This window comes from Neoakkermansia glycaniphila (assembly GCF_001683795.1).
GTDB lineage: Bacteria > Verrucomicrobiota > Verrucomicrobiia > Verrucomicrobiales > Akkermansiaceae > Akkermansia > Akkermansia glycaniphila.
Map to the genome: position 1 here is coordinate 1 of NZ_LIGX01000017.1, position 24,674 is coordinate 24,674.

Below are 24,674 nucleotides of genomic sequence, written 5' to 3' on the forward strand. Positions count from 1 at the left end.
GCATCCTCCCTCCCGCCGATGCGCAAACCCTCATCGCGGCCGCCAGCCCGGCGCCCTGCACCCTCGCCGCCACACTCCCCGAAGCCCTCCGGCTCGCCGAACAACGCCTTGCCGAAGGCTACGGCCCCATCCTCATCTGCGGCTCCTTCTTCCTCCTCGGCGAAGCCCGCGCCCACCTCACCGGCGCAGCCTACCGCCCCACCGCCCAATAGAAAGCCCGTGGACGGCGAACCGCCCACGGGTGAAGCAACAACATCCACCGAAAATTGAATCAGGGCGACTTCTTGCCGCGCTTCGCCCCTGCCTTCTGGAGCAGCTCGATCACAGCCGTAATCCTGCGCACCTGATCCTCCCTCGCAGGGAAAAATATCTTAGGATCAAGCGTCGACTTCTGCACCTCGTAGGCATAATCCAGCGGAGTCACCCCCTGCGCATCCACATAATTCACATTCGCCTTATTCCGAATCAACTCCTGCGTCGCACCCACATTGCGGTACTCGATCGCCGCATACAATGCCGTCCTCCTGGCCTCATCCCGATCCTCCTTCTTTCCGGTCGAAACCTCGTCCGGATCGTTCGGCTGATCCACCGGCACCCCGCATTTGATCAACGCAGAGATCGCTTCAGGCGAACCGGAAATCGCAAACCAGTGCAACATCGTCCGCCCTGTCGTACAGCGCATCATCGGATCGGCACCGCGATCCACCAAAAACTTCAGCTTCTTGCTTGCCATTGCAATCCTCTTCTTATCGGAAACCCCCATATCCACAACCGCACCTCGAGGCGCAGAATCTCGTACAGCCTTCCTCTCCGCCTCGGTACCATGCGGAAAATACATCCGGATATTCTTCATATAATTCCGCCAATTGCCGTTAGGATCGGCTCCATGCGCCAGGAGAAAATCACACATCTTGAGATCATTTTGCTCCAAAGCGATTCCGAGGGCGGATTCATACAGCTCTTTCTGCGGAGTCACAGCATTCATATATGCTCCTTCCTGCACCAACCGCACCACCTCCTTCATATCAACCTTGGCATGAGTGCCATCCAGACGACCTCCCCGTCCATAGGATTGACGCAAAAAACGCACCAATTCCAACCCTTTCGCCTGTGCCACCTCGGGAGACACTTGCTTGGCCTGCACCGTCGGCTTCAACTGCACCTTCTTCACCGTCAACGCGCCCAGCCTCTTCCATGCAGGAACATACCCGTTCGCCCCGGCATTGGCATACCAAAGCTTGGCCTTGGTCAGATTTTTGGCGACACCGTCGCCATTGGCATAACACTCGGCCAACTTGAACTGGTCTTCTGCCGTCCGGTCTTTCTCTTGATTTCTTGCGAAAAGAACGCGAAAATCACCTTCAGCAGCAGACACAAAACCTGTCACAGCAAGCAAAACGCACAATACACCTGTCTTCAACAAAGCGATATTCATAGGATTGGAGGGGGAGGGGACAACCGCAGCAGCTTCATCGGCAAAACCGGAATCAACCACGCGAATGCCCATTTACATTGCCTCAACCGATAACAACCGTCAAGGCAAAAATGACAAAACGCAATTATTCGACAGGAACCACCTCACCCCAGCCACCGGACAAAAAATCCGCATCGCCAGCCTCCTCCTCTTCCACTGCCCCCAAATACAAAAGAATCGTACGCGCCCGCTGCTGAATCATCCAGCTCGTCACAGCATCCACCGCCATCCCGGTAGCCGAGCCGGAAAAATATCCGATCGGCTCAACCGCCTCCTGCACAGCCAGCAAATAATCCTCCCAAGCCCTCTGCGACACGGCAAACAACTGATTCAACCGAACGGCATCCTCCTTGGAAAATTGGCTCCCTTCCACAACATCGAACACGCGAAACTGCTGGGCTTCCTCAACCATGCGAACATAAAAATCCATCTTCACACGCCAAAACTCAGACACCAGAGCCGATGCCACCCTCTGCTCCGGCAAACACCCGCCATCCTTCACCACCTTCATGCGACGCATCAACGGATCCGCCTCCTCCCAATAATCGGGCAACACAGGCAACTCTCCGACACACCACGCACTATGCCGCGCCAACTGGTACCAACACTTGGCAAACTGCATCGTCAGCATCCCCTTTCGGGCAACCGTGCGAGCGCGACTCTCCGGAGAATCGGGCCCCAGAAAAAAACGAAACATAGCCAGCTCGGCATCCCGGTAAACCAGCCAGCAACGCTCTACCTCGCCCACACGCCCGCGCATCGCGGCATAAACATCTCGCTCCCATCCCTCCTTACCGCCCGATGCCTCGGACCATTCCAGCTTTCGCTCGAACTCTGCCATCACACCTTCCACCCGATACCTCTCCCAAAACTCCCGCCACTCCTCCGCACACCTCCCGAACTCCTCCACATCACCCTCCTCACGAAACCTTTGAAGACGGCGCTCCATCGCCAACATCTCCTCCCACAGACTTCGGTCGCGCTCCCTTTCCTGAAACTTCGCAACCGGAACAAACTCCGCCTGTCCTTGCCGAACCGCAACGCGGGCATCACCATGCACGCACACGGCAGCCGAACTGCCGATCAAGGCAAGACACACACACGACAGCATAGCTTTCAAAAAACGAACACTCATCATCTTTAGGGAGGGGGGAGTATGGTTGAAACACGGCCAATCCATGCATACTGCATCGAACAAAAACGATGCGCCCTTAATCTAGGATAAACCATCACACACAGCAAGATAAAAAAAGCACACGCGCATTCGGCTTCTTCTTCCTGAAATACGCAACACGCCTCGCGAAAGAAACATCCCTCCCATAACGTATAAAATAGAAACACGTACCGTAAAAACAGGCCAAATGAACCGCTTTCTTATCCTCCTATCGCTCGCCGCGCACATGGCGGCTGCCGAACCGCAAAACGCCACACCCATCACACCAACCGGAATCCCCGCAACTGCGGGAAAAATAGCCCTCCTGCCCTACCCCTCCCACGTCGAATGGCAACCAAACACCTGCACATTTTCCACCCTGCTCTTTGAAACCGGCCAGCTTGCCAGCGGGGAACGCGCGGACGACCTTGCCGCAGAATTCAAAGACATCGCTTCCACCACAGGACTCACCCTCACAACCGCCCGCCCATCGCCTCAAACACTCACGATCGTACTGCGCACGGCTCCGGCATCGAAAATCCCGCAGGAAAGCTACACCCTCACCGTCACACCGGACCACCGAGTCGAAATCTCCTCCTCCGGCTTCGCCGGACACTTCAACGCCCTTCAGACACTTCGGCAACTCATTCTCCCTCATCACGGCGCAGCCGTAATCCCGTGCTGCCGCATCGAAGACTCGCCAGCCTTCGGCCTCCGGGGCTTCATGCTCGATGTAGGCCGCTACTACCTCTCGCCGGACTTCATCAAAACACTCGTTCGCAACCTCTCACGCTACAAAATCAACACCCTGCACCTCCACCTCACGGACGACCCGGCCTGGCGCATCCAAATCGACAAATACCCGCAACTCACCGACGCCAAAAACCACTGGCCCACCCGGCGGCCCGGGCAACACTACACCAGGGACGAACTGCGCGACCTCGTCGACTACTGCGCCCGGCTCAACGTCCAAATCATCCCGGAAATCGACATGCCCGGCCACAGCAAAACCTTCACCAAAGCCATGGGAACCCCCATGCAGAGCGAGCGCGGACTCTCCATCGTCAAAGACATCATCGACGAAACCGCGCCTCTCTTCCCCGCCCCATGGTTCCACATAGGCTCCGACGAAGTACGCGTCACCATGCAGGAATTCATCCCCGAAGCCGTCAAAACCGTCCGGAACCATGGAAAAACCCCAATCGTCTGGTACCCCGGCCATCCGGCGGATTCGGAAACCGTCTCCATGTGCTGGGGTGAAAACGAAGCCGGAGCCGATCTTCCCGCCTCAGGCCGATACATCGACAGCAACGGATTCTACCTCGACTGGATGGACAGCCAGTCCGGCGTCTACCAGATCTGGTTCCAGCAGCCGTGCGGTGTCCCGAAAGGCAACAGCCGGGCTCTCGGCTCCATCATGGCAGTCTGGTGCGACGCAGCCTTGAGCGGCGACAACCGCATCATCGAACAATACCCCTTCTACCCCTGTGCCCTCACCTTTGCCGAACGCATCTGGAAAGGCAGTGATGCCAAACGGCGCGACCTCATGGCCAACCTGCCTCAGAAAGGCACCCCTGAATGGAAAACATTCTCCGACTTCGAAAACCGCCTCATCATCCACCGCGACCGCGCCTTCGCCGGGCAACCCTTCGCCTACGTCAAACAAGCCGACATGGAATGGAGACTCATCGGCCCCTTTGACCACAAAGGCCGCAACGACACCTCCTTCGAACCCGAACAAACCGTCAAGGACGAATACGTACAGGGCAACCGCACTCTGCGATGGAAACAACAGCCCGCCATCGGCGGAGCCATCCACATCCGCCACCTCTACGCCATGTTCAACATGCACAACCACCGCTACCGCCTCGACCACTGGCCCACGCTCATGTCGAAAGACGTCGGCAAAGAACCGGGCACATGCTACGCGCAAACGCACATCTACAGCCCCAAGGCTCAGAACGTCCACCTCATGTTCGGACTCAACGGCATGTGGGGCCACACCGGCGGATACCGCACCTCGCGCGCACCGGAACAGGGAAGCTGGGACTTCAGCGGCGGCGACATCTGGCTCAACGGCCAACGCATCGCCCCGCCCCGCTGGCCCTTCCAAAGCCTGCCGTGGACCGGCTGGGGCAAAGGCCGCATCGAAGAAGCCCCTCTCACACAGGAAGGCTACTTCTTCCGCCCTCCCGTACCCATTCATCTGAAACAGGGCTGGAACACCATCCTCATTCGCAGCGTCTTCGGACACTGGAAAGGCGACAACGGAGAACGCAAATGGATGTACTGCTGCATGCCCGTCCTGTGGGACGGCATCCACTACACCGAAGTACCCGGCCTTCGCTACAGCGCCGCACCTCCTCAACAAACGCAAACTTCATCCGCCCGCTGACAGGCACCCCCCCCCTCCCGGCCGGGAGAGGCATCCGCCTCTCCGTCAACCGCGCTCACGCGATTTCTTCCCGCGCACCCTCGGCTCATGGGCCAGCACTGCATCGGCATCGGCCGTATCCGCCACGGAACCCCTGCTGCAACCGCGCACGCAACGCCCGCACAGCACGCAACGCGACACATCGATACGCCCCCGGTCGATGCAATTCATAGGGCAGCACTTCTCGCACTTGCGGCACTGCAGGCAGGTACCCGGATCGATCACCCTCTTGCGCCACGCAAAACGCGAAGCCAGCCCCAGCAAAGCCCCATACGGGCAAAGCCATCGGCAAAACGGACGGCTCACCACCAGGCAAAATACCAGAAAACAGCCAGAAACCACCCACATCACCGGCGATGCCGCCATACGGAAAAACGCCACAAACGGATCATAACGGCAAACCGGCAAAGACTGCGAATCGAACGCACACCAAAGCACATACAGCAGCACCAGCCACGTACCCATCGAAAAAGCCTTCTCCAACCGGGGACCGACACGCGACCGCACACGCCGCGCATTCCAGCCCGCGGCATCCTGAACCGCTCCCAGCGGACACAACCCGGCGCAGAACACGCGACCCATCACAAAAGCCGCCACCAGCGGCAGCACAAACCACACCACCGCCAGCACACTCAGCAAAACAGCCGGATGGAACAGAGAAACAGCCACATTCCCTACGCTTCCCACAGGGCAAAGACACCCCATACGGAAAAAGCCGAACCAGCCGACCGCCGCGAGCTGCACCGCCCACAGCCACCGTCCGCGCCCTGCTGGCCGCCAAACCAGCCATGCCGACACAAGCAACAGCAGGACAAACAGCGAAACATCCGCCCATGCCATCCAATCAGGCATACCCGACGACTCGGGATACACCGGATAGGCATACTCCCCAATATCCTTGATCACCAACTCCTCAACTGCCATAACTCACATCTCCAGAATCAAACTCTCCAAACCATCGCCTTCCCGCCATCGGCACTCCTGCCCTTGCAGGAACGGGCGATCGAACACTCATTGCACCCGGCACACCGATCATCCCGGACAACCAGATACAACGTATTGTTCCCATGCTCCCGGCACCGCTTCACACAAGCGCCGCAGCCCGTACACAACTCCTCATTCACGGCATACTCGTACCGGTACTCATCCACGCCAAGGGACTCATCGAACACATGCACCGTCCGCCGCTGCAAAGCGCCCGTCTTGCACACCAGATTATTATCCCCCGTATTGACCGGGCTGAACGGATCGTCATCGCGAACCTCATACCCGTAGCAATACTTGCACATGCCGCAATCTTCATACCGATTGCGGCACACCACGGCGGACTTCTCATGCACGCAATGAGTCTCGCAATGGCCGCACGCACTGCAGGCATCATTATCGATCACCCACTTGCCCTCCCGCGTGCGCGACTGCTCCAGCAAACGCCACGTCACCCCTCCCAGCACAGCCGCACCCGCAGCACGGGCCGCCATACCGAGAAACCTCCTCCGCTTCAACTGCTCATCCATAACGAAAACCTCTGGAATAACGGAACCCCGATAAACTCAGCGCCCCGGCTCCCTCCCGGCCGCACCCGGCAAAGCCTCGGGAGCCACAACCCCCTTGCTCATCATATCGGCAGGCACATGTGAACCCTTCATCTCAAGCATGGACTTCGCCAACTTCTCGCGCAAAGGCGCATCCAGCTTTCCGGAAGCCGCAAAAGTAATAAACGGGAAAACGCCAGTCCTGCCTACCGCACGCACATCGCCCGGAGCAGCCACCACCACCATGCACCCGTACTGGGCCGCATAGCTGCTGATCACGGCGGCATCCGCACGCCCTTCCAGCAACTCCACAATCGCGCTCTTGCAGGAATGCTGTTCAGACGGAACCACATCCCCCTCGGCGATCCCGGCCTTGGCCAGAGCCGCCTTCGGAGCAGCATCCTTCTCCACGGCCAAAAGAGGCCCGAACACCACCCGCTTCCCCTTCAAATCCGCCACCGACTTCACCGGACTATCCTTCAACACTACGAACTCGCCCCAAAGCCCCTCCTCCTGCCCGGCAGGCATCTGCAAATCGGCCAACCGCACAAACTCCTTCCCGGCAGCGCGGGAAGCGCCATCCAGCACCGTCGCCTTTGCAACCACCATATCGAAATCCGCCTTCTTCAAGGCATCCGCCAACTCGGCATCCTCCATGAAATAAACCAACTCCAGCTTCACCCCGCAATCCTTCTCCACCTTCGCCTTCCAGCCCTCATATTCACGCTTGGCGGCATCGCCTACGCAACTGCATGCGCAATTCTTCGCCAGCGGATCGCTAACCCCCACCTTCAGCACGCCATCCGCCGCCAGCGACACGCCGACGGCAGCTGCGCACAGAACCGCCTCTCCGCACTTGCGGACAAAACCTTTCACATTCATCGACACAAAACAGGTTAAACGCTCACTTCGACGGCCCCAGCACGATCACACACTTCTTCCCTTCATGCGCGGCATAAATATTCCCCTTGGAATCGACCGCCACATCCAGCTGCCCGCATCCCTTCGCAATATCGTTCACATCCACGCACATCTCCAGCACCTTCTCGTCGCCCGTATAAATCTTCACACGCGGCACATCCTTCTCGGAAGTCACGAAACGGCCCTTACCCAGCGAAGCGATCGACACCGGATTGCAGCAACCCGTAAACTGCTCCGCACTGCGCCCCTCCTTGCCCCAGGTACCGATACGGTTACCGTCGCGGTCGAACACGCTCACACGATGCCCGCCCAGCTCCGCCACCGACACATAACCCTGCTCATCCACGCAGAAATCGAGAATACCGCAGCACGTCGAAAGCCCGCGACGCGCACCCGGCGCACGGCCGATCACATTCACCAGTTTCCCCTCCTTATAACGGCCGATACTCCCGGAACCCGACGTCCCGACAAACACCTCGTCACCGAACGTAGCCAACCCCGTCACCGGAGCCTTCTTCGACTCAAGCTCAAGAGAACCGAGCTTCTTCCCCTGCATATCGTACTGCACCACGGAAGGCGGCTCGGAATACGAAGAATTCGCCACCCACACCGTATCATTCGCGCCGGGCGCCACAGCTCCGGCATTAAACTCGACATTGAACCGGGCAGACTCCTTCCCCTCGCCGTCGAACACCACCACCAGCTTATCGCCGGCGGCAAACACACGATCCTTCGCATCCACACACACGCCGCCGATATGCGACTTGAACGTACCGTCCCCCAGAGAACGCACAAGCGCGTACTTCTCCACATCCGTCGCAGCCTTCGGCACCACATGCCCCTTCACCGGAGCGCCGCTGAACTTCGCATCGGAAGCACGCACCACGGGAGCCGCAGCCTTCGCCTTCGCTACCTCCTGAGCCACAAAATCCCTATCCGCCTGCGACAACGAATCAAGAGACAGATTGAACTCTCGGCCATTGGCCAGACGCACCGTCACAGCCTCGTCCGTTGCAGACACGAAATCCGCCTCAAGCGCACGGCCATCCTTATTCGTCCACGAACGTGCATCAGCCATGGAAGCCCACGCCAGAACAGACACTCCGACCAAAGAAATAAACATCTTCATAAAACAATAATAATCAGGGTTTGGGTTAAAAACAGCCTTGCAAACGGCAAAAGCGTAACTATCAATTAACACGAACAGCCATGACCGGACAAGCAAAAAAAGCGGACAGACGAAAATAGATGATCGAATCTGTGACAACACCACACACCGCTCGCTCACTTCCGCCGCCACGGCACATCGGCATCCAACACCACTGGCACCGAAACCCGGAACGCCTGCTGCTCCTCCCAAACGACACGCGGCCCTTCAGCCCTCTCTGGCATCACGTAATAATAACACTCCGACCACGTACCCGCCTTGGAGGACTCCATCAACTCATAGCCCATCAACAGCGCGGCCTCCCTGCCCGACTCCGCATCGACCAAACGTACATTCCGGACAACCCTTGCTTTGTCGGCAGCCTGATGCGTAAACGTCACCGAAAAAAACGCATCGCCATCCTTCAGCACATAATCGGGAAGAAAACTCGCCGTAAGAAAAAAACCTCCATCCTCGCCTCCCGGCTCGAAACAACTCTGCCAATCTCCGGATGCAACCGGATCACCGATCCAACTCCCCGCCCACGCCTGAAACTCCTCCTCATTCGCGAAAACAAACCTCTCGCACATCGGCAGCCCGCCATTCTTACCCTCCGGAACCGAAAAATCATGCCCCCATTCCGGCATAATCTCACATGAAAGAAAAACCTGAGGCGCCACCCACAGCCGAACCTCACCCTGCAACTTCCCGCTTTTCCACATCCCGGCCGGAGCCGACACCTCACCTTCGATCACAAGCTCGGGCACAGCGACTCCCGAGGCAGGCACCCGCTTCCGAGTCCAATCAGCATACACATTCTCTTCGGAATCAATAACGCTTTTCAACCGATGCCCCAAAAGAACATGACCGCCACGATCGGCAAACGCCTTCTCCGATACGACATAGCCCTCAGCATCCCGGATCAGCCACTCCGGTTGCAATCGGACGATCGACGGACTATTCCAGCACTCGCTTCCTCCATCCCACACGAGGAAAGAAGTCTCCGGCAGCCAAAAACCCTTCGGAGCGCCAATTCTGAACACACCTTTCCATAACCGCGTACCTGCCACCTCTACACTCTCTCGCACCTCACACACCTGTACCGGACAAGAGTGACTAACATATTCAGACAACTCCAACAAACGGGGCTGCATCGACCACACCCCAGCAGACAACAAAAGAAACAGCAGCATATCACCTTCATATATAGCAACACACCGCCCCCGTCAAGCACCAAACAACACATCGGCAGGCACACGGAAATGGTCGGGACGACAGGATTCGAACCTGCGACATCCTGCTCCCAAAGCAGGCGCTCTACCAGGCTGAGCTACATCCCGCAAAAGACCTGATCGGTATAAAAAAATGGTGGCTCGGGACGGGTTCGAACCGCCGACACGCGGATTTTCAATCCGCTGCTCTACCAACTGAGCTACCGAGCCACATCAAACTCCCAATAGCCATGGAAGCTTTGTGCGGGGGGATTCTACATAGGCCCATACGCGAAGGCAAGCCAAAAATGGAAAAAATGCGATTTTTTTACCGTGACGTACTTTGAACTTCGTCCCGAACCCACTCCATGCCATACTGGAAACGCATGAAGTCCACTTTCCTCCTCGCAATCGCCTTCGTGTCGATCCCGCTTCAGGCCATGGCTGAAACGACCCGTCCGGACGACTCCTATTACAGCGACTACGCAGACGACGGCACCATGTACGCACCCTATTCCGGTATCGACAGCTCAATCGATACCAGCTACATGCAGCCGCCCAGCGATCCGAACACATTCTCGGGCAAATCCACGTCGGCGGCCAAACCCTACCTCATCCCCAATAAATTCTATTTCGAATACCTTGGTTCCATGAACCTGAAAGACGGCAACGGACACCTCTCCGTCACCAACGCCGTCATCACCCTGCCCTTCGTCGATCCCACCCAGACGGGCTTCGGAAGCTGGCGCTTCGACGCCAAGGCCGCCGTACGCCTCACATGGCTCAACAGCAAAGGTGACCAAGTACTCGACGAATCGGAACTCTACACCATCCTGGCCAACTTCTCCGCAGCACGCCAGATCGGCGGCTCCGGACAACTCATCATCGGCGTTGCCCCGGAAATCTCGACGGACTTCGACGTATGGACCTTCCGCGACGTCTACATCAGCGGATATGCTGCCTACGCCACCAGAGTCAACGACAGCTTCTCCTTCGCTGCCGGCCTTGCCTACATCCCGCAATATGTCGACCGATTCGTCGTACCCTTCTTCCGCTTCAACTGGCAGGCAACACCCGCATGGGAAGTCTCCCTCTCGGACGCGCGCTTCTCCGTCACCAACACCGCCAGCAGCCGCTTCCACTGGGGGCCGTTCCTGCAATGGGGCGGCAAAACATGGACCGTAAACCGCCACCGCAGCACCCAGCGCCTCCGCTGGACCTCCTACTCCCTCGGCATGGGAAGCAGCATCGACCTGACTCCCAACCACGAAACCAAAGTCCTCCTGACGACGGACCTCGGCTTCACCTTCGGCAATGAAGCCCGCTTCAAAACCAAGGACAACAAGCACACCCTCGAAAAATACAAATACGGCGAAGGCCTCTACCTCCGCGTCGGGATCGACGTGCAATTTTAACATATCGCCGGACAAATGCGACATTGACAAGCGGTCGGGCAACCATCAGACTGCTTGGCATGACTCATCCATTCATACCCGCCTCCTTGGTCGCATGCATTGCTCCCGCTCTCGCGGCCGACGCATGGCTCACCGACATTGATGCAGGAAAAAAACAGGCTGCGGCGGAAAACAAAGCCGTACTCATCGAATTCACCGGCTCGGACTGGTGCCAGCCCTGTATGAAACTGCGCAAAAACGTAACCGGAACCAAAGAATTCGAAACCTACGCCGGCAAAAACTACGTCCTCGTCGAAATCGACTTGGCACGATATAAAAAAGACCGACCAGAGCTTTACAAAAAAAACCGCGAAATCTACAACTCGTACAATCAGAGAAGCGTCCCCTGCATCTTCATCATGGATCCTTCGGGCAACATCACTGCCCGTCTCGGCGGCAGCCCCAACAACGAAGCCATGAAAAACACCCTGGAAACCGCATTCAGACAAAACCGCGAATTCCACACCTCCCTTGCTGCCGCAGAAAAACTGACGGGCAATGCCCGCATCCAAGCTCTGGCCAAACTCTACACCGCCGTCCCCGAAAATAACCGCCACAATTACAAACCCCTGTTCAACCGCCTGCTCGAACTGGACAAAAACGACATCTCGGGCCTTGTCGCCGCAGAACACAGGCAAAAGGAACAAGCCGCCCTCAGCAACAAAATACAGGCCGACCTCATGTCCACCAAGGAACCGGCCGCCCTCATCAAAAAAATCGACGGATACCTCGCTCAGCCGAACATGCCGCCGGAACTCCATGCGCTCCTCTTCGAAAGAAAATTCCATGCGGCCCTTGCACTGGCCCAAACTGAACAGGACATCGACAACGCCCTCTCCATCGCCGACGACATGGCCAAAAGCGACCCCAAACATGCACAAAACATCCTTCGCATGAAAGAAGCTATGCAGAAAGACAAAGCCGGAATACTCCGGAGAATCAAACAGCAAAAACCTCAATAAAAGCCATCTTCCGCTGAATGGCCTGCTCGGATCCATGCCATCCGGGAACCTTCACAACACCGCCAAGGATGAAAAAGCCTTCGCCAAAACAATCGGCCTCATCGCAAAACCAGACACCGGAACTGCCACACCCATCCCCGGTCTGAAAACAGGAAATCGGGCTACCACGGCATTCTCCTGCACCAACGCGTGAGGGTTCGCAACCGCACGCGTTTTTTCGCACCCACAACGAAACCCTCCCCGGAAAGACATACTGTCCATCAAAAACGGCATTTTTACCCACAAAACAATTGACAGATCGTCCGGAATAACACAAATTACTGTTTCTATGACACAATACACAACCCTGATTGCCCTGGCAGCCTGCATCGCTCCGGCCTTTGCGGCCGACGTCTGGCTCACCGACCTCGACGAAGCCAAGAAAAAGGCCACTGCCGAGAACAAAGCCGTTCTTGTCGAATTCTCCGGCTCCGACTGGTGCTCCTACAGCCGGAACCTTCGCAAGAAAATCATGACCAAGCCCGAATTCCTCAAATACGCAGCAGACAAATTCGTACTGGTCAACATCGACTTCCCGCGCAAAACAAAACTCCCTGAGGCACAGGCCAAGAAAAACCAGGCATGGAGCCAAGAGTACAATGTCGACAGCTTCCCGACCGTCATCGTACTGGACTCCGACGGCGCAGCCTACGGCGGATTCTCGGGCGGCCTGCCCGACTTCGCCGCCGTCAAGGCCCCGCTCGACGAAGCCTTCCGGAACATGAAAAACTCCAAGGCGGCCGTCGCCATCGCCAACAAGCTCTCCGGTGACGACAAAATCCTCATTCTTCAGCAAATCTACAACGCCGTACCGGAAGAATACCGCGATTCGCACACCGCCCTCCTGAAAAACATCACCGAGCTCGACAAAAAGGACATCACAGGCCTCGTCTCCAAAACAAACAGGGAAAACGAACTGAAAGCCCTCAAACAGCGCATTCAGAACGAAATCGACCCCGAAAAACCAGCTGCGGAAACCCTGCCGAAAATCGATGCCATCCTCGCCGAACCCAAACTCCCGCAGGAAGGCCGCCTGGCCCTGCTGCAGCTCAAACTTCAGCTCATGCTGCAGGAGGCTTCCAACGAAGAGGAAATCGACCGTGCCCTCGGCGTCATCAACGACATTCTCAAAGTTCGCCCCGAATTGTCAGCGCAGCTTCAGCAACTGAAGAAAAACATTCAGGACAACAAAGACGAACTGCTGGAAAGCAACAAAACCCGCAAAGCCGCCCAGCCGAAGGCCAACTGAACCTTCATCTCTCCTCTTCCCCTGCACCGCATGCACCCTTCGTGCATGCGGTTTTTTCATGAAAAAGAACGGCACCGTTCAACAAACCGCTCTCTACCAAAAGAATGAATGCCCGAAAATAACGTTGACATCATCCGATGCATCGCCCAAGATTCAGGAACTATGACATCATACATCCCTGTACTCGCAATCGCAGCATGCATCACTCCGGCCTTCGCCGCGGAAGGCTGGCTCACCGACCTCGATACCGGTAAAAAACAGGCAGCAGCCGAAAACAAGGCCGTCCTCGTCGAATTCACCGGCTCCGACTGGTGCCCTCCCTGCAAGGCTCTTCGTAAAAACGTCCTCATGACGCCCGCCTTCAACGAATACGCCACCAAAAACTTCGTCCTCGTCGAACTCGACTTCCCCAACTCGAAACCCCAGACCCCGGAAGAAAAACAGAAAAATGACGCATGGGCGAAACAGTACAATATCGACGGCTTCCCGACCATCCTTGTCATGGATCCGCAAGGTAATGCCTACGGTGGATTTGTCGGAGGACGTCCGGATCTCGCCGCTGTCCAGCAGCCGCTCGACGAAGCGCTCCAAACCATGAAAACGGTCAAGGGCAACCTTGCCGCCGCAGAAAAACTGACGGGAGACGACAAAATCCTGGCTCTGGCCAAAGTCTACCAGTCCATTCCGGAAGAATACCGCAGCAGCCATGCCGCCCTGCTGAAGCAAATCATGGACCTTGACAAAAACGACATCTCCGGCATCGTCGCTTCCGAAAAGAAAGCCGCTGCCGACAAAGCTCTGTCCGACAAAATCCAGCAGACATTGGCAGCATGCAAAACCCCGCAGGAAGCCATCGCCGCCACGGAAACATTCCTTGCACAAAAAGACCTGCCCAAGGAAATCCAACTGAACCTCCTTCAGGCCAAACTGAAGGCACTCCTCACGGCATCCAAAAACGACGACGACTTCAACAAAGCACTTGCGTTCCTCGATGAAATCGCCAAAATCGACACCGAACACGCACAGGACATCGCCAAATTCAAGGAAACCCTCTCCAAAAACAAAGACGCCATCATCAAACGCAACACGAGCCAGCCGGGCACACCCCAGCAATAACGGCTTGCACACCCTTAAAACCAGCGCATGCGGGCACTGCCTGCATGCGCTTTTTCACCCCACCCGCCATGCGGATTCCCCTGCCGGCGGCCAAACTCCCCATGCAAACCCGTACTCCGGAACAGCAGAACGCCGCGATCGCCCTCCTCGAAGCACTCTCTACCCTGTCTCCCGAACATTCGGCATGGTACGCCCAATGGAAACCGGACATCCTCAGACACAAAGAACACATGCAGGGACAACAAAACCGGCACGCACCGGGTAGCGGCATATAAAAGCCCCGGCAGCGCAGCAGCTCACGCCCCCATCCGGGCGAAAAACGCCTTGGCAGCCTCGCAATCGCGGCCGATCTGCGCCTTCAGAGCATCGAAACTCTCGAACTTACGTTCACCGCGCAAAAAATGCAGCAGGTCAACCGAGAGACGCTTCCCGTACAAATCCCCTGCATCGCCGAACAAATGGCACTCCAGCAAAAGCGGAGGATGCTCCTCCGCCATCGTCGGCCTCCGGCCCAGATTGGCCACCCCGTCGAACACCCTTCCATCCACCTCAGTACGGATGCAAAACACACCGAACGGAGGCAAGGCCCCATTGCGCACCTTGATATTCGCCGTCGGGAACCCCCATGTGCGCCCAATCTGGCGCCCATGCACCACCTTGCCCTCAATCGCATAGGGATGCCCCAGCAAAAACCTTGCCTGCTCCATATCGCCCTCCGCCAGCACCTCGCGAATCAGTGTACTGCTGATCGGCCGATCTCCGATGCCCGAAGGCACCATCGAGGCGAACGAAACGCCGAACCCCATCCTCTTCCCCTGTTCCCGGAGAAAATCGATATTGCCCGTGCGCCCCGCACCGAACTGCCAATTCTCGCCCACGGAAATACCCGCAATCGGGCACGCCAGCGACAAACGCCTTAAAAACTCCTCGGCCGGAAGAGCTGCAAACTCCGGTGTAAACGGCAACACCAACAGCACATCCGGCTTCAACCGCTCAATCAGCCGCGCCTTCTGCTCAGCATCCGCCACAATCAGCGGCGGAGCCTTATCCGGCCGCAGCACCGCCGCCGGATGCTCCTCGAACGTCAACACCCCGCACAGCGCCTCGGGAAACCTGCGGGCTGCGAGAATCACACTCTCATGACCGCGATGCACGCCGTCGAAAAAACCCATCGCCCAGTAAACGGGTTCCCGGATCTCCCGCAACTCCTCGAACGAATGCAGAATCTTCATCTCAAAGAACGCCTCGCATCGCGGCAATCTGTTCGATCGACAACAGCCCCTTCACCACCTCCTCGCGCGGCGCGGACTTCAAAAACTCCACAGGCATGGCTCCATCCACAGAAAAATGACCCGACCGCACCCGGCGCAAAGCCGTCAAATGCGCACCGCAACCCAACACCTGACCGATATCATGCGCATAAGTACGCACGTAAAAACCCTTCGAACAATGCACCGTAAAATCCACCTCGGGCAGCTCCACGCGGCGCACCTCGTAATCCAGCACCTTCACCGGACGCGGCTCGCGCTCCACCACCTGCCCCTTGCGCGCCAGCTTGTACAGCGGCACGCCATTCTTCTTAATCGCGGAAACCATCGGCGGAACTTGCTCGAACGCTCCCGCGAACCGCGTGAACGCCTCGCGCACCGCCTCCGGCGTCACGCCGTCCGTCGGCCGCGTCGCAACCACATCGCCCTCGGCATCCTGACTATCCGTCTCCACACCGAGCAGCATCGTCGCCTCGTACACCTTATCCTCGCACATCAGCAGATCCTGAAGCTTCGTCGCCTTGCCGACCACCAGCATCAGCAGCCCCGTCGCCATCGGATCCAGCGTACCGCAATGCCCGATCTTTTTCGTATTGAGCGCACGCCGGGCGATCGCCACCACATCGTGCGACGTCATATCCTGCGCCTTGTCGATCAACAACACCCCGCTGATGGAAGAATCCTGTACCTTCATAGAACGGCAGCAGCTTACCCCAAAGCCTTGCGGCACGCAACACGAATCGCCTGCAAGACGCATTCCCTCGCCTCGGCCAACGGCCGGCGAATACGGATACCGGCTGCCAAAGCATGGCCGCCGCCGTGGAACTCCTCGGCAATCTTCGCCACATTCACACGCGCATCCTTCGACCGCATGGACACCCGGATCACCCCCGGCTCCATCTCCTCGAAAATCGCAGCCACCTTCACCCCGCGGATCACGCGGATCGAATCCACCAGATCGGCCACATCGTCCGGCGATGCATTGAGCCGCCCCTTCGTCTCCAAATCGAGAGAAAACCAGCACAAACGACCATCCTCCTCTAGCACCATGCCGTTCAGCACCTCGCGAGTCACCATCAGGCTTTTCCATGAAACCTCCTGATACAACATGCGGTTCATCTCCATCACATTCACACCCTTCGACAACAGATCGCCTGCCATCCGCATCACCTCCGGAGTCGTCTTCTCGTACTGGAACGACCCCGTATCCGTACTGATCGCCGCATACAGCGCATTGGCGATCACCGGAGTAATCGGCACCTCCAGAAGGCGAATCAGCTTGTACAGAATACAGCCCGTCGCCGCCTCGTCCGGCAGCACGCAATTCACCGCGCCGAAGCACTCATTGCTCCCGTGGTGGTCGATATTCACCACCAGCGGAGCATTTGCCAGCGACACGACACTGCGGTCGCCCAAGCGCTTCCATGCCCCGTTGTCCACGGAAATCACCACCTCCGCATCCACCGGGCCCCGCGGAGTACGCCCGATCTCATCGCTCCCCTGCAGAAAGGCATACCTCTCCGGCACAGGATCCTCATTCAGCATACGCACTTGCTTACCCATGGCCTGCAAGGCATGGCCGAGAGCGATCGTCGAACCGATCGCATCGCCGTCCGGCCGGAAATGGGCAATCACCACGAACCGCTCATGCGAACGAATCACATCGGCGACGGAAACCAGAGCTTCGGGAATATCTATCATCATATCAAAAATAAGGAGCCGCGCTTCACCAACGAGAGAAGCACGGCTCCTGAACAGGATCGAATCAACGATGGCCGATTACTTCTTGCCCTTCGTCTCGAGAATCACGGGAGCGTCTCCCGGATTGTCGCCGATATCGGTGAAGTGCGGCATCGGCTTGAGAGGCGGCATCGGCTGGGACTGACAGCAGCAGGAGCTGATGACGGAAGCCGCAGCGAGGGCAAACATGGTGAGAGCGATGGTTTTCATGGGAAAATCTTGCAAAATTGAGTTCGGAAACCATTCAACCAAAAGAACGCCTCCCCGTCAATCACATTTTCCCATCCACATGAAAAAATGGAAAAAAGACATAAAAAAATGCAACGCAAATCGACACTGCTGCGTCTCAAATTCAAAGATACCGCATCTCGGTATCCCACACAAACAACAAACATCCATTATCTGAATATCATGAAAATCGTATCTTCCGTGATCGCCATGGCCTGCATGTGTTCCTTCGGAGCTTTTGCCCAGGACGCCGCCCCGGCCGCTGCCGATGCCAAACCCGCCTGCAAATGCGGTGAAGCCTGCAAATGCGCCAAGGACGGCAAAGACTGCAAGTGCGACAAGAAAGCCGACAAGAAAAAGGGAAAGAAAGGCAAGAAATGCTGCGGTTCCTGCGATAAGGTCGCTCCGGCCGAGCCCGCAGCGCCCGCTGCTCCTGCACCGGCTGCCGAATAAGCAATCCCGGATACCCCATACCATGAACGGCGCGGAGAACATCCGCGCCGTTTTTCGTACCCGGGCAAAGGCCTGTTACTCCACATCCAGCATCATACCGTCGTAGGCCAGCACCACTCCTCCCGGCAGGCGCGCGCTCGTCTCCGCATAATCCACATCGTGCCCCATATGCGTCAGCACTCCCAGCTTCGGCTCCAGCTCGCGCATCAGCTCCAGCGACTCTCCCACTGAAGAATGGGTCGGATGCTCCGCAAACCGCAAACCGTCCAGAACCAACACATCCAGATCGCGCAGCATCTCCTTCGAATCCGGAGGAATCGACTTCACATCGCAGGCATAGCCGATCCTCACGCCACCATGCTCGAACACATAGCCGAACGTCTCGGCATCCGCATGCTCCACGCGGAAAGGCACGGCGGCAACATCCCCCACGCAGAACGGCAGCCCGCCATGCACATGCGGCTCAGGCCGGATATACCCCTTGAACGCCCTCGACTCGTTGAAAGCCCACGGAAACATACGCTCCAGAGACTCCATCGTCTCCGGCCCCGCGTAAAACGGCAGCCTCCACGACACATCGTGCTTCCAGCAAAACGCGCGCAAATCGTCGAACCCCGTCACATGGTCCAAATGAGCATGCGTATACACCACCGCATCCACCGCCGTCAACCCGTACCGAAGGGCCTGCTGCCGCAAATCGGGGCAGGAATCCACCAGCAGCGTCGTCCTCTCCGTACGCAGCAGCACCGATGAACGCAGACGCGCATTGCGGGAATCGCCCGAACGGCATACGGGGCAGGAACAGCCGATCACGGGCACTCCCGTCGACGTACCCGTACCCAGAAAAAGAAGAGACAGCGGAGAAGACATGAATTGCGTTACGCCCGGAATTATGGCATAAACAGGCCAACACGAGAAGCCTCAATGCTGACCTTACTCAAAATCCACAACCTCGCCCTCGTCGACGAACTCCTCTGGGAACCGCACCACGGCTACCTCAGCATCACGGGCGAAACCGGCGCCGGAAAATCCGTCATCATGGGCGGAATCTCCCTCGCCCTCGGCGAAAGGGGTGACAAAAGCATGATCCGCAGCGGCGAAGAACAATGCTCCATCGAAGCCGTCTTCCAACTCGGGGACACGGCGCGCATCGACCGCCAGCTCGAAGAAAGCGGCATCAACACCTGCGAAGACGGCACCCTCGTCATCCGCCGCATCATGACTGCCACAGGCAACCGCCAGTACATCAACGCCTGCCCCGCCACCCTCAAACTCCTCCGGGAAATCGGCATGGGCCTCGTAGACATGCACCACCCGGACGACCACCGCTCCCTCACCTCGCAGGAACGCCAGCTCAGCCTCCTCGATGCCTACGCCGAAAACCACGCAGCCCGCGAAACATACCGCTCGGCATGGCTCGCATGGTCCGAAGCCCGCCGCGCCGTCCGCACCCTCGAAGAAGCCGAACGCACCAACGAACGCGAACTCGACTACCTGCGCCACCAAATCGAGGAAATCGAAGAAGCCGGACTCTCGGAAAACGAAGCAACCGAACTCGAAGCCCGCTGGCAGCGCACCCATAACGCCGCCCGCCTGCACGATACCGCCATCCCCATGGCCCGCCTCCTCGAAGGGGACGACAACTCCCTCATCCCCCAGCTCCGCCAGCTCATACGGCACGCTCGCGACCTCGTCCGCCTCGACCCCTCCGCCGATGCATGGACCTCCCCTCTCGAAGGCATCGCCGCCGAACTCGAAGAATGTACGAACAGCCTCCGCGACTACACCGAACGGCTCGACCTCGACCCCGAAACCATGGCGAACCTCTCCGAACGCATCAACAAACTCGACACCCTCAAACGCAAATACGGCAGCGACTACTCCGCCATCGAAGCCCACCTCCAAACCTGCCGCGCACGGCTCGACGAAATCGACAACCGGGACGAACGCCTCGAAGAACTCCGGCGGCAGGAACAGCTCTGCCGCGAAAAACTCGCCTCTGCCGCAGGCAAACTCACCGCCACCCGCCGCGAAGCGGCTCCGCGCCTCGCCAAAGACATCGTCCGCCACGCCCGCGAACTCGGCTTCAAACAGGCACGGTTCGACATCTCCCTCATCCCTCTGAACGAACCCGGAGTGCACGGCGCGGAAGAAACGGAATTCCTCTTCGGCCCCAACCCGGGCGAACCCCTCAAAGCCCTCCGCCTCATCGCCTCCTCCGGCGAACTGGCGCGCGTCATGCTCGCCCTCAAAAGCGCCCTCGCCCGGCAGGACGACACCCCCCTCCTCATCTTCGATGAAATCGACGCCAACGTCGGCGGAGAAATCGCCCGCGCCGTCGGCCTCAAAATGCGGCAGCTCGGCAGCGACCACCAGGTCATCTCCATCACCCACTTCCCGCAGGTCGCCGCCCTCGCCGCCCACCATTACCTCATCGAGAAAAAAGTCTCCTCCGGCCGCACCGTCTCCAGCCTCCGGGAAGTTGCGGAAGAAGAACGCATCGACGAACTCGTCCGCATGCTCGGCGGCGGCGGAAATACCGCTCGCGCACACGCGCGCGAACTGCTCGCCTGAACAGACCCTCCGCAAAGCGCGTTTCCGGCTTGTGTCTGATAGAGCCTATTTTTCATCAAACACAAGATATGGTATAGTTTTTTGAAAACCTGTGAAAAATGTGGTACCATCACATTTTCCTCTTGCCGTCTTCGACCGGCTCGTGTACAATCTCCACAACGGAATTGACAAATATGAAATTCGCTATTGCCAAACAAGTCCTGCTCGACGGGCTGAACCAGGTCGTGAACGTGGTCGCCAGCCGCCCCTCCATGCCCATCCTGTCCAACGTCCTGATTGAAGCGGACAATGGCGAACTGCGCATGACCGCCACCAACATGGAACTCACCATCGTAGGCAAAGTACCGGCCAACATCGACCGCGCCGGCGCCATCACCCTGCCTGCCAAAAAGCTCCAAAGCATCATCCGCGAAATGCGCGACGGCGAAGTCTCCATCGACGTCGTCAAAACCGTCGCCACCATCAAATGCAACCGGGCCCAATTCAAACTCAACGGCCTTGATGCCGAGGAATTCCCCTCCCTGCCCGAATTCCGCGAAACCCGCGAATTCAAAGTCCCGCAGGCCATGCTCTCCAAAGGCTTCAAATGCACGGAATTCGCCATCTCCTCGGACAACACCCGCTTCGTACTGAACGGCATCTACACCTGCTTCCGTGACGGCAAGCTCACCCTCGTCGCCACCGACGGCCGCCGCCTCGCCCTCTTCGAAAACGAACTCGAATTCCCCGAATCCCAGCAGGTGGACATCATCCTTCCCAGCCGTGCCGTGCAGGAAATTCACCGCCTCCTCGGCGATGCCGGAGACGTCAAAGTCTCCATCACCCACAACCAAGCCGCCTTCGAAATGGGAGACACACTCCTCGTCACCAAAATCATCGACGGCAACTACCCGAACTACCGCCAGGTCATCCCCTCGCACTACAGCGAACGCATCGAACTGCCGACAGAAGAAATCCTCGAAATCGTACGCCGCGTCTCCCTCCTCTCCTCGGAAAAGACCAACACCGTACGCTTCAGCTTCTCCCCGGACAAAATGGAAGTCCTCTCCTCCGCCGCCGAACTCGGCGAAGCCCGCGAAGAAATGCCCATCGACTACAAAGGCAAAGACCTCCTCATCACCTTCAACGCCGACTTCATCATCGCCCCGTTGAAAGCCATCAGCGAAGACACCATCGTTCTGGACCTCATCGACCAGTCCAGCCCCGGCGTCATCCGCGTAGCGGACGAATTCCTCTACGTCCTGATGCCGATGCACAACTGATCGAACGCCGGGAACAACGCCCGGTGCCACCGGCCGGGCAGGGCTTACCACCCTGCCCTTTTCGTATTCTGACTCTCTCTCGCCGACACCGAAATGCGCATCCTCCTGTCATCCTACTCCATGGGAGCCGGACGCGGCAGCGAAGCGGGCGTCGGCTGGAACGTCGCCTCCGGCCTCGCCAGGCGCGGCCACGAAGTAGCCGTCCTCACCACCGAGGAATTCGGAGAAAGCAACAAACAGGCCATCCGGGAGCAACAGCTTGGCATCGAACTCCTCGAATGGTCGTGCGGCCTGCAAAACTTCCACCTGCGCGAATCCTACCACGCGTGGCAGAACCTCATCCGCCCGAAAGTGCGCGAACTCCTCGCCCGGCGGCAGTTCGACATCCTTCACCACGTCACCTTCAACCAGTACCGTGGCATCACCTTCGCCTACGAAGCGGGCCTCCCCTACCTCATCGGCCCCATCGGCGGGGCGGAAACCGTCCCCCTCCCCCTCCTCGGCGAACTGCGAGGCAAACCCCTCCTGAAAGAAATCGCCCGCTACATCGGCGCGGACGCCATCCCCTCCGGCTGGCGCAGATACCGGGGGCAAAACAACGGCATCGTCCTCGCCTCCAACGAGCCCACCGCCCGCCGACTCCGCACATGGGGCCTCATGCCCAACGTCGAAATCTGCCCCACCATCGCCATCCACGCGCATGAAATCGTAGAACAGCCGAAGCGGCTCCCGGACACGCCCCCCTACTTCACCTTCGACGGCGGTGCGCGCCCCGAAAAAGGCGCCTGCCTCCTCTTCCGCGCCCTCTCCCTCCTCTGGCAGCAGGGCCTCCGCATCCCCGTACGCATCGCAGGCGTCAAAGAACCGGACAAACCCGGCCTCCTCGCCGCAGCACGCACTGCGGGACTACCTGATGAAGCCGTCGACCTCATGCCCTTCATCCCCCGGCATGAACTCCTCGGCATCATGCAACAGTCCGCCGCCTTCGTCTCCGCAGGCTTCCGCGACAGCGGCGGCATGGCCATCCTCGAAGCAGTCGCCCTCGGCATCCCCGTCGTCTGCTACGACATCCCCAGCCAGCAATGGCTCCCCGCCGAATTTGCCGACAAAATTCCCGTCCGCTCCGGCCATCTGGAACAGGACATGGCCGCCGCCCTCCTACGTGCCGCCGACTCTCCGGCACGCACCGCCGAATGGCACAAGGAACGCTCTGCCTTCCTGCGCCGCCACATGACCTGGGACATCCGCCTCGACCAAATCGAAACCTATTACACCCGCATCCTGAACCGAACCTCGCAACCATGAAAAAAGTACTCATCGTCGGAGCCGGACTCGCCGGCAGCGTCCTCGCCCGCTCGCTGGCGGAAAAAGGCATCGCATCCCGCGTCATCGACCAGCGCGACCACGTCGCAGGCATGTGCCACTCCTCCCGCGATGAAGAAACGGGCGTCATGGTCCACCGCTTCGGCCCCCACATCTTCCACACCAGCAACGAACGCGTCTGGGAATTCGTCAACCGCTTCGACACCTTCTGCCCCTGGGTCAACCGCGTCAAGGCCACCAACAGCCGCGGCGTCTTCTCCATGCCCATCAACCTGCACACCATCAACCAGCTCTTCGGCAAACAAATGAACCCCGCCGAAGCTCTGGCATACATCCAAACCCTGCAGGACGCCACCATCACCGACCCGCAAAACGCCGAAGAACAACTCCTCCGCTTCGTCGGCCGCGACATCTACGAAACCTTCTTCAAAGGCTACACCACCAAGCAATGGGGCGTCTCCCCTCGCGAACTCTCCGCCAACATCGTCAAACGCATCCCCATCCGCTTCAACTACGACGACAACTACTACTTCTCCAAATACCAGGGCTTCCCCATGGCCGGATACACCGAACTCGTGCGTCGCTTCCTCGACCACGACCTCATCGACCTCCAAACCGGAACCGCCTATGACAAAGCCATGGACGCCGAACACGAACACACCTTCTACTCCGGCCCCCTCGACGAATACTTCGGCTACAGCGAAGGCGATCTCAGCTACCGCACCGTCGACTTCACCTACACCCGGGGCGAAGGCGACCTCCAGGGCAACGGCTGCATGAACTACACAGACGGCGATGTACCCTACACCCGCGCCCACGAACACAAATACTTCTCCCCGTGGGAAACCCACGAAAAAAGCATCCTGCTGCACGAATACAGCCGCGAAGCCAGACGGCAAGACAACCGCTTCTACCCCAAACGCATGCCTGCAGACATGCTCATCCTCGACCGTTACATGCCCCTCGTCGAACAAACCGAACGCACCTCCTTCATCGGCCGCCTCGGCTGCTACCGCTACCTCGACATGCACGACGTCATCCGCATCTCCCTCGAATACGCCGACCACTGGGCGGACTGGAAACAGGGCAAAGAACCCGTCCTCAACAAAATGGCCGTCTCCCCGCTGAACTGAC

General features: G+C 58.4%; 24 protein-coding genes and 2 tRNA genes. 12 read left to right on the top strand and 14 right to left on the bottom strand.

Annotation, left to right across the window (positions count from 1 at the left end; genetic code table 11):
- A partial coding sequence (locus tag AC781_RS13955; RefSeq protein WP_176712492.1) for a hypothetical protein occupies positions 1-212 on the top strand: 212 nt, incomplete at its 5' end.
- 59 nt (positions 213-271) lie between these two features.
- Here the strand turns inward: AC781_RS13955 and AC781_RS04125 are convergent.
- On the bottom strand, positions 272-1,294 hold the full coding sequence (locus tag AC781_RS04125) for an ankyrin repeat domain-containing protein (RefSeq protein ID WP_218107252.1): 1,023 nt from the start codon (positions 1,292-1,294) through the stop codon (positions 272-274).
- Positions 1,295-1,559: 265 nt separating this feature from the next.
- Entirely contained in the window at positions 1,560-2,573 is a 1,014-nt protein-coding gene (locus tag AC781_RS04130) for a hypothetical protein (protein ID WP_141675742.1), read from the bottom strand.
- Positions 2,574-2,835: 262 nt separating this feature from the next.
- On the opposite strand from AC781_RS04130, the gene AC781_RS04135 reads away from it, so the two are divergent.
- Positions 2,836-5,022, top strand: coding sequence for a family 20 glycosylhydrolase (locus AC781_RS04135; protein WP_071133306.1), 2,187 nt, complete (start codon positions 2,836-2,838; stop codon positions 5,020-5,022).
- Positions 5,023-5,067: 45 nt separating this feature from the next.
- Here AC781_RS04135 and AC781_RS04140 read toward each other — a convergent pair whose 3' ends face one another.
- From AC781_RS04140 to AC781_RS04170, 7 genes are all read right to left on the bottom strand, one after another.
- Complete coding sequence (locus tag AC781_RS04140; RefSeq protein ID WP_067773952.1) at positions 5,068-5,985, bottom strand: 4Fe-4S binding protein; 918 nt, start codon at positions 5,983-5,985, stop codon at positions 5,068-5,070.
- 17 nt (positions 5,986-6,002) lie between these two features.
- Positions 6,003-6,575, bottom strand: coding sequence for a 4Fe-4S binding protein (locus AC781_RS04145; protein WP_067773955.1), 573 nt, complete (start codon positions 6,573-6,575; stop codon positions 6,003-6,005).
- Positions 6,576-6,611: 36 nt separating this feature from the next.
- Positions 6,612-7,475, bottom strand: coding sequence for a PhnD/SsuA/transferrin family substrate-binding protein (locus tag AC781_RS04150; RefSeq protein WP_067773958.1), 864 nt, complete (start codon positions 7,473-7,475; stop codon positions 6,612-6,614).
- 22 nt (positions 7,476-7,497) lie between these two features.
- Positions 7,498-8,643 carry an NHL repeat-containing protein gene (locus AC781_RS04155; protein ID WP_067773962.1) on the bottom strand — a complete coding sequence of 382 codons (1,146 nt, stop codon included), beginning with the start codon at positions 8,641-8,643 and terminating at the stop codon, positions 7,498-7,500.
- 155 nt (positions 8,644-8,798) lie between these two features.
- The gene (locus tag AC781_RS04160) at positions 8,799-9,704 is read right to left on the bottom strand and encodes a hypothetical protein (protein ID WP_141675743.1); all 906 of its coding nucleotides are present in this window, start codon (positions 9,702-9,704) and stop codon (positions 8,799-8,801) included.
- A gap of 220 nt (positions 9,705-9,924) precedes the next feature.
- A tRNA-Pro gene (locus tag AC781_RS04165) sits at positions 9,925-10,001 on the bottom strand.
- Positions 10,002-10,027: 26 nt separating this feature from the next.
- Positions 10,028-10,103: transfer RNA gene (locus tag AC781_RS04170), tRNA-Phe, on the bottom strand.
- 155 nt (positions 10,104-10,258) lie between these two features.
- On the opposite strand from AC781_RS04170, the gene AC781_RS04175 reads away from it, so the two are divergent.
- The 5 genes from AC781_RS04175 to AC781_RS04195 all read left to right on the top strand — a co-directional run bounded on the left by AC781_RS04175 (position 10,259) and on the right by AC781_RS04195 (position 14,967).
- Positions 10,259-11,287: a DUF6268 family outer membrane beta-barrel protein gene (locus tag AC781_RS04175; protein ID WP_071133307.1), complete on the top strand. Its 1,029-nt coding sequence runs from the start codon at positions 10,259-10,261 to the stop codon at positions 11,285-11,287.
- 59 nt (positions 11,288-11,346) lie between these two features.
- Positions 11,347-12,288, top strand: coding sequence for a thioredoxin family protein (locus AC781_RS04180; protein WP_067773971.1), 942 nt, complete (start codon positions 11,347-11,349; stop codon positions 12,286-12,288).
- 328 nt (positions 12,289-12,616) lie between these two features.
- Positions 12,617-13,576 (top strand): thioredoxin family protein, encoded by a 960-nt coding sequence (locus AC781_RS04185; protein ID WP_067773974.1) that lies wholly within the window; start codon positions 12,617-12,619, stop codon positions 13,574-13,576.
- 162 nt (positions 13,577-13,738) lie between these two features.
- A complete protein-coding gene (locus AC781_RS04190) occupies positions 13,739-14,692 on the top strand; it encodes a thioredoxin family protein (RefSeq protein ID WP_067773977.1) in 954 nt (317 codons plus the stop codon).
- Positions 14,693-14,760: 68 nt separating this feature from the next.
- Positions 14,761-14,967, top strand: a complete 207-nt coding sequence (locus AC781_RS04195; protein WP_067773980.1) for a hypothetical protein — start codon at positions 14,761-14,763, stop codon at positions 14,965-14,967.
- Between the two features lie 21 nt (positions 14,968-14,988).
- Here the strand turns inward: AC781_RS04195 and ribF are convergent, their stop codons facing one another.
- The 4 genes from ribF to AC781_RS13965 all read right to left on the bottom strand — a co-directional run bounded on the left by ribF (position 14,989) and on the right by AC781_RS13965 (position 17,910).
- Positions 14,989-15,924: a riboflavin biosynthesis protein RibF gene (ribF, locus tag AC781_RS04200; protein WP_067773983.1), complete on the bottom strand. Its 936-nt coding sequence runs from the start codon at positions 15,922-15,924 to the stop codon at positions 14,989-14,991.
- 1 nt (position 15,925) lies between these two features.
- Positions 15,926-16,654, bottom strand: a complete 729-nt coding sequence (truB, locus tag AC781_RS04205) for a tRNA pseudouridine(55) synthase TruB (protein ID WP_067773986.1) — start codon at positions 16,652-16,654, stop codon at positions 15,926-15,928.
- Between the two features lie 14 nt (positions 16,655-16,668).
- Positions 16,669-17,664, bottom strand: a complete 996-nt coding sequence (locus AC781_RS04210; RefSeq protein WP_067773989.1) for a DHH family phosphoesterase — start codon at positions 17,662-17,664, stop codon at positions 16,669-16,671.
- Between the two features lie 75 nt (positions 17,665-17,739).
- Complete coding sequence (locus AC781_RS13965) at positions 17,740-17,910, bottom strand: hypothetical protein (protein WP_156850329.1); 171 nt, start codon at positions 17,908-17,910, stop codon at positions 17,740-17,742.
- Between the two features lie 201 nt (positions 17,911-18,111).
- Between AC781_RS13965 and AC781_RS04215 the strand changes: the two genes are divergently transcribed.
- A complete protein-coding gene (locus AC781_RS04215; RefSeq protein ID WP_141675744.1) occupies positions 18,112-18,381 on the top strand; it encodes a hypothetical protein in 270 nt (89 codons plus the stop codon).
- Between the two features lie 75 nt (positions 18,382-18,456).
- Here AC781_RS04215 and AC781_RS04220 read toward each other — a convergent pair whose 3' ends face one another.
- Positions 18,457-19,251 carry an MBL fold metallo-hydrolase gene (locus tag AC781_RS04220; protein WP_083076548.1) on the bottom strand — a complete coding sequence of 265 codons (795 nt, stop codon included), beginning with the start codon at positions 19,249-19,251 and terminating at the stop codon, positions 18,457-18,459.
- Positions 19,252-19,305: 54 nt separating this feature from the next.
- On the opposite strand from AC781_RS04220, the gene recN reads away from it, so the two are divergent.
- The 4 genes from recN to AC781_RS04240 all read left to right on the top strand — a co-directional run bounded on the left by recN (position 19,306) and on the right by AC781_RS04240 (position 24,673).
- A complete protein-coding gene (gene recN, locus AC781_RS04225; protein ID WP_067773999.1) occupies positions 19,306-20,955 on the top strand; it encodes a DNA repair protein RecN in 1,650 nt (549 codons plus the stop codon).
- 173 nt (positions 20,956-21,128) lie between these two features.
- Positions 21,129-22,217, top strand: a complete 1,089-nt coding sequence (gene dnaN, locus AC781_RS04230) for a DNA polymerase III subunit beta (protein WP_067774002.1) — start codon at positions 21,129-21,131, stop codon at positions 22,215-22,217.
- Between the two features lie 93 nt (positions 22,218-22,310).
- Positions 22,311-23,522: a glycosyltransferase family 4 protein gene (locus tag AC781_RS04235; RefSeq protein ID WP_067774005.1), complete on the top strand. Its 1,212-nt coding sequence runs from the start codon at positions 22,311-22,313 to the stop codon at positions 23,520-23,522.
- Positions 23,519-24,673 carry a UDP-galactopyranose/dTDP-fucopyranose mutase family protein gene (locus AC781_RS04240; protein ID WP_067774008.1) on the top strand — a complete coding sequence of 385 codons (1,155 nt, stop codon included), beginning with the start codon at positions 23,519-23,521 and terminating at the stop codon, positions 24,671-24,673. Before AC781_RS04235 ends, AC781_RS04240 begins: the two co-directional genes overlap by 4 nt.
- Position 24,674 lies beyond the last annotated feature (1 nt).

Excerpts from the sequence above, each read along its gene's own strand:
- AC781_RS04240 (WP_067774008.1), top strand. The coding sequence starts at position 23,519 with ATGAAAAAAGTACTCATCGTCGGAGCCGGACTCGCCGGCAGCGTCCTC.
- AC781_RS04155 (WP_067773962.1), bottom strand. The coding sequence starts at position 8,643 with ATGAAGATGTTTATTTCTTTGGTCGGAGTGTCTGTTCTGGCGTGGGCT.
- AC781_RS04190 (WP_067773977.1), top strand. The coding sequence starts at position 13,739 with ATGACATCATACATCCCTGTACTCGCAATCGCAGCATGCATCACTCCG.
- truB (WP_067773986.1), bottom strand. The coding sequence starts at position 16,654 with ATGAAGGTACAGGATTCTTCCATCAGCGGGGTGTTGTTGATCGACAAG.
- dnaN (WP_067774002.1), top strand. The coding sequence starts at position 21,129 with ATGAAATTCGCTATTGCCAAACAAGTCCTGCTCGACGGGCTGAACCAG.
- AC781_RS04135 (WP_071133306.1), top strand. The coding sequence starts at position 2,836 with ATGAACCGCTTTCTTATCCTCCTATCGCTCGCCGCGCACATGGCGGCT.
- AC781_RS04150 (WP_067773958.1), bottom strand. The coding sequence starts at position 7,475 with ATGAATGTGAAAGGTTTTGTCCGCAAGTGCGGAGAGGCGGTTCTGTGC.
- AC781_RS04220 (WP_083076548.1), bottom strand. The coding sequence starts at position 19,251 with ATGTCTTCTCCGCTGTCTCTTCTTTTTCTGGGTACGGGTACGTCGACG.
- AC781_RS04215 (WP_141675744.1), top strand. The coding sequence starts at position 18,112 with ATGAAAATCGTATCTTCCGTGATCGCCATGGCCTGCATGTGTTCCTTC.
- recN (WP_067773999.1), top strand. The coding sequence starts at position 19,306 with ATGCTGACCTTACTCAAAATCCACAACCTCGCCCTCGTCGACGAACTC.
- AC781_RS13965 (WP_156850329.1), bottom strand. The coding sequence starts at position 17,910 with ATGAAAACCATCGCTCTCACCATGTTTGCCCTCGCTGCGGCTTCCGTC.
- AC781_RS04195 (WP_067773980.1), top strand. The coding sequence starts at position 14,761 with ATGCGGATTCCCCTGCCGGCGGCCAAACTCCCCATGCAAACCCGTACT.
- AC781_RS04180 (WP_067773971.1), top strand. The coding sequence starts at position 11,347 with ATGACTCATCCATTCATACCCGCCTCCTTGGTCGCATGCATTGCTCCC.
- AC781_RS04210 (WP_067773989.1), bottom strand. The coding sequence starts at position 17,664 with ATGATGATAGATATTCCCGAAGCTCTGGTTTCCGTCGCCGATGTGATT.
- AC781_RS04140 (WP_067773952.1), bottom strand. The coding sequence starts at position 5,985 with ATGGCAGTTGAGGAGTTGGTGATCAAGGATATTGGGGAGTATGCCTAT.
- AC781_RS04185 (WP_067773974.1), top strand. The coding sequence starts at position 12,617 with ATGACACAATACACAACCCTGATTGCCCTGGCAGCCTGCATCGCTCCG.
- AC781_RS04145 (WP_067773955.1), bottom strand. The coding sequence starts at position 6,575 with ATGGATGAGCAGTTGAAGCGGAGGAGGTTTCTCGGTATGGCGGCCCGT.
- AC781_RS04175 (WP_071133307.1), top strand. The coding sequence starts at position 10,259 with ATGAAGTCCACTTTCCTCCTCGCAATCGCCTTCGTGTCGATCCCGCTT.
- ribF (WP_067773983.1), bottom strand. The coding sequence starts at position 15,924 with ATGAAGATTCTGCATTCGTTCGAGGAGTTGCGGGAGATCCGGGAACCC.
- AC781_RS04235 (WP_067774005.1), top strand. The coding sequence starts at position 22,311 with ATGCGCATCCTCCTGTCATCCTACTCCATGGGAGCCGGACGCGGCAGC.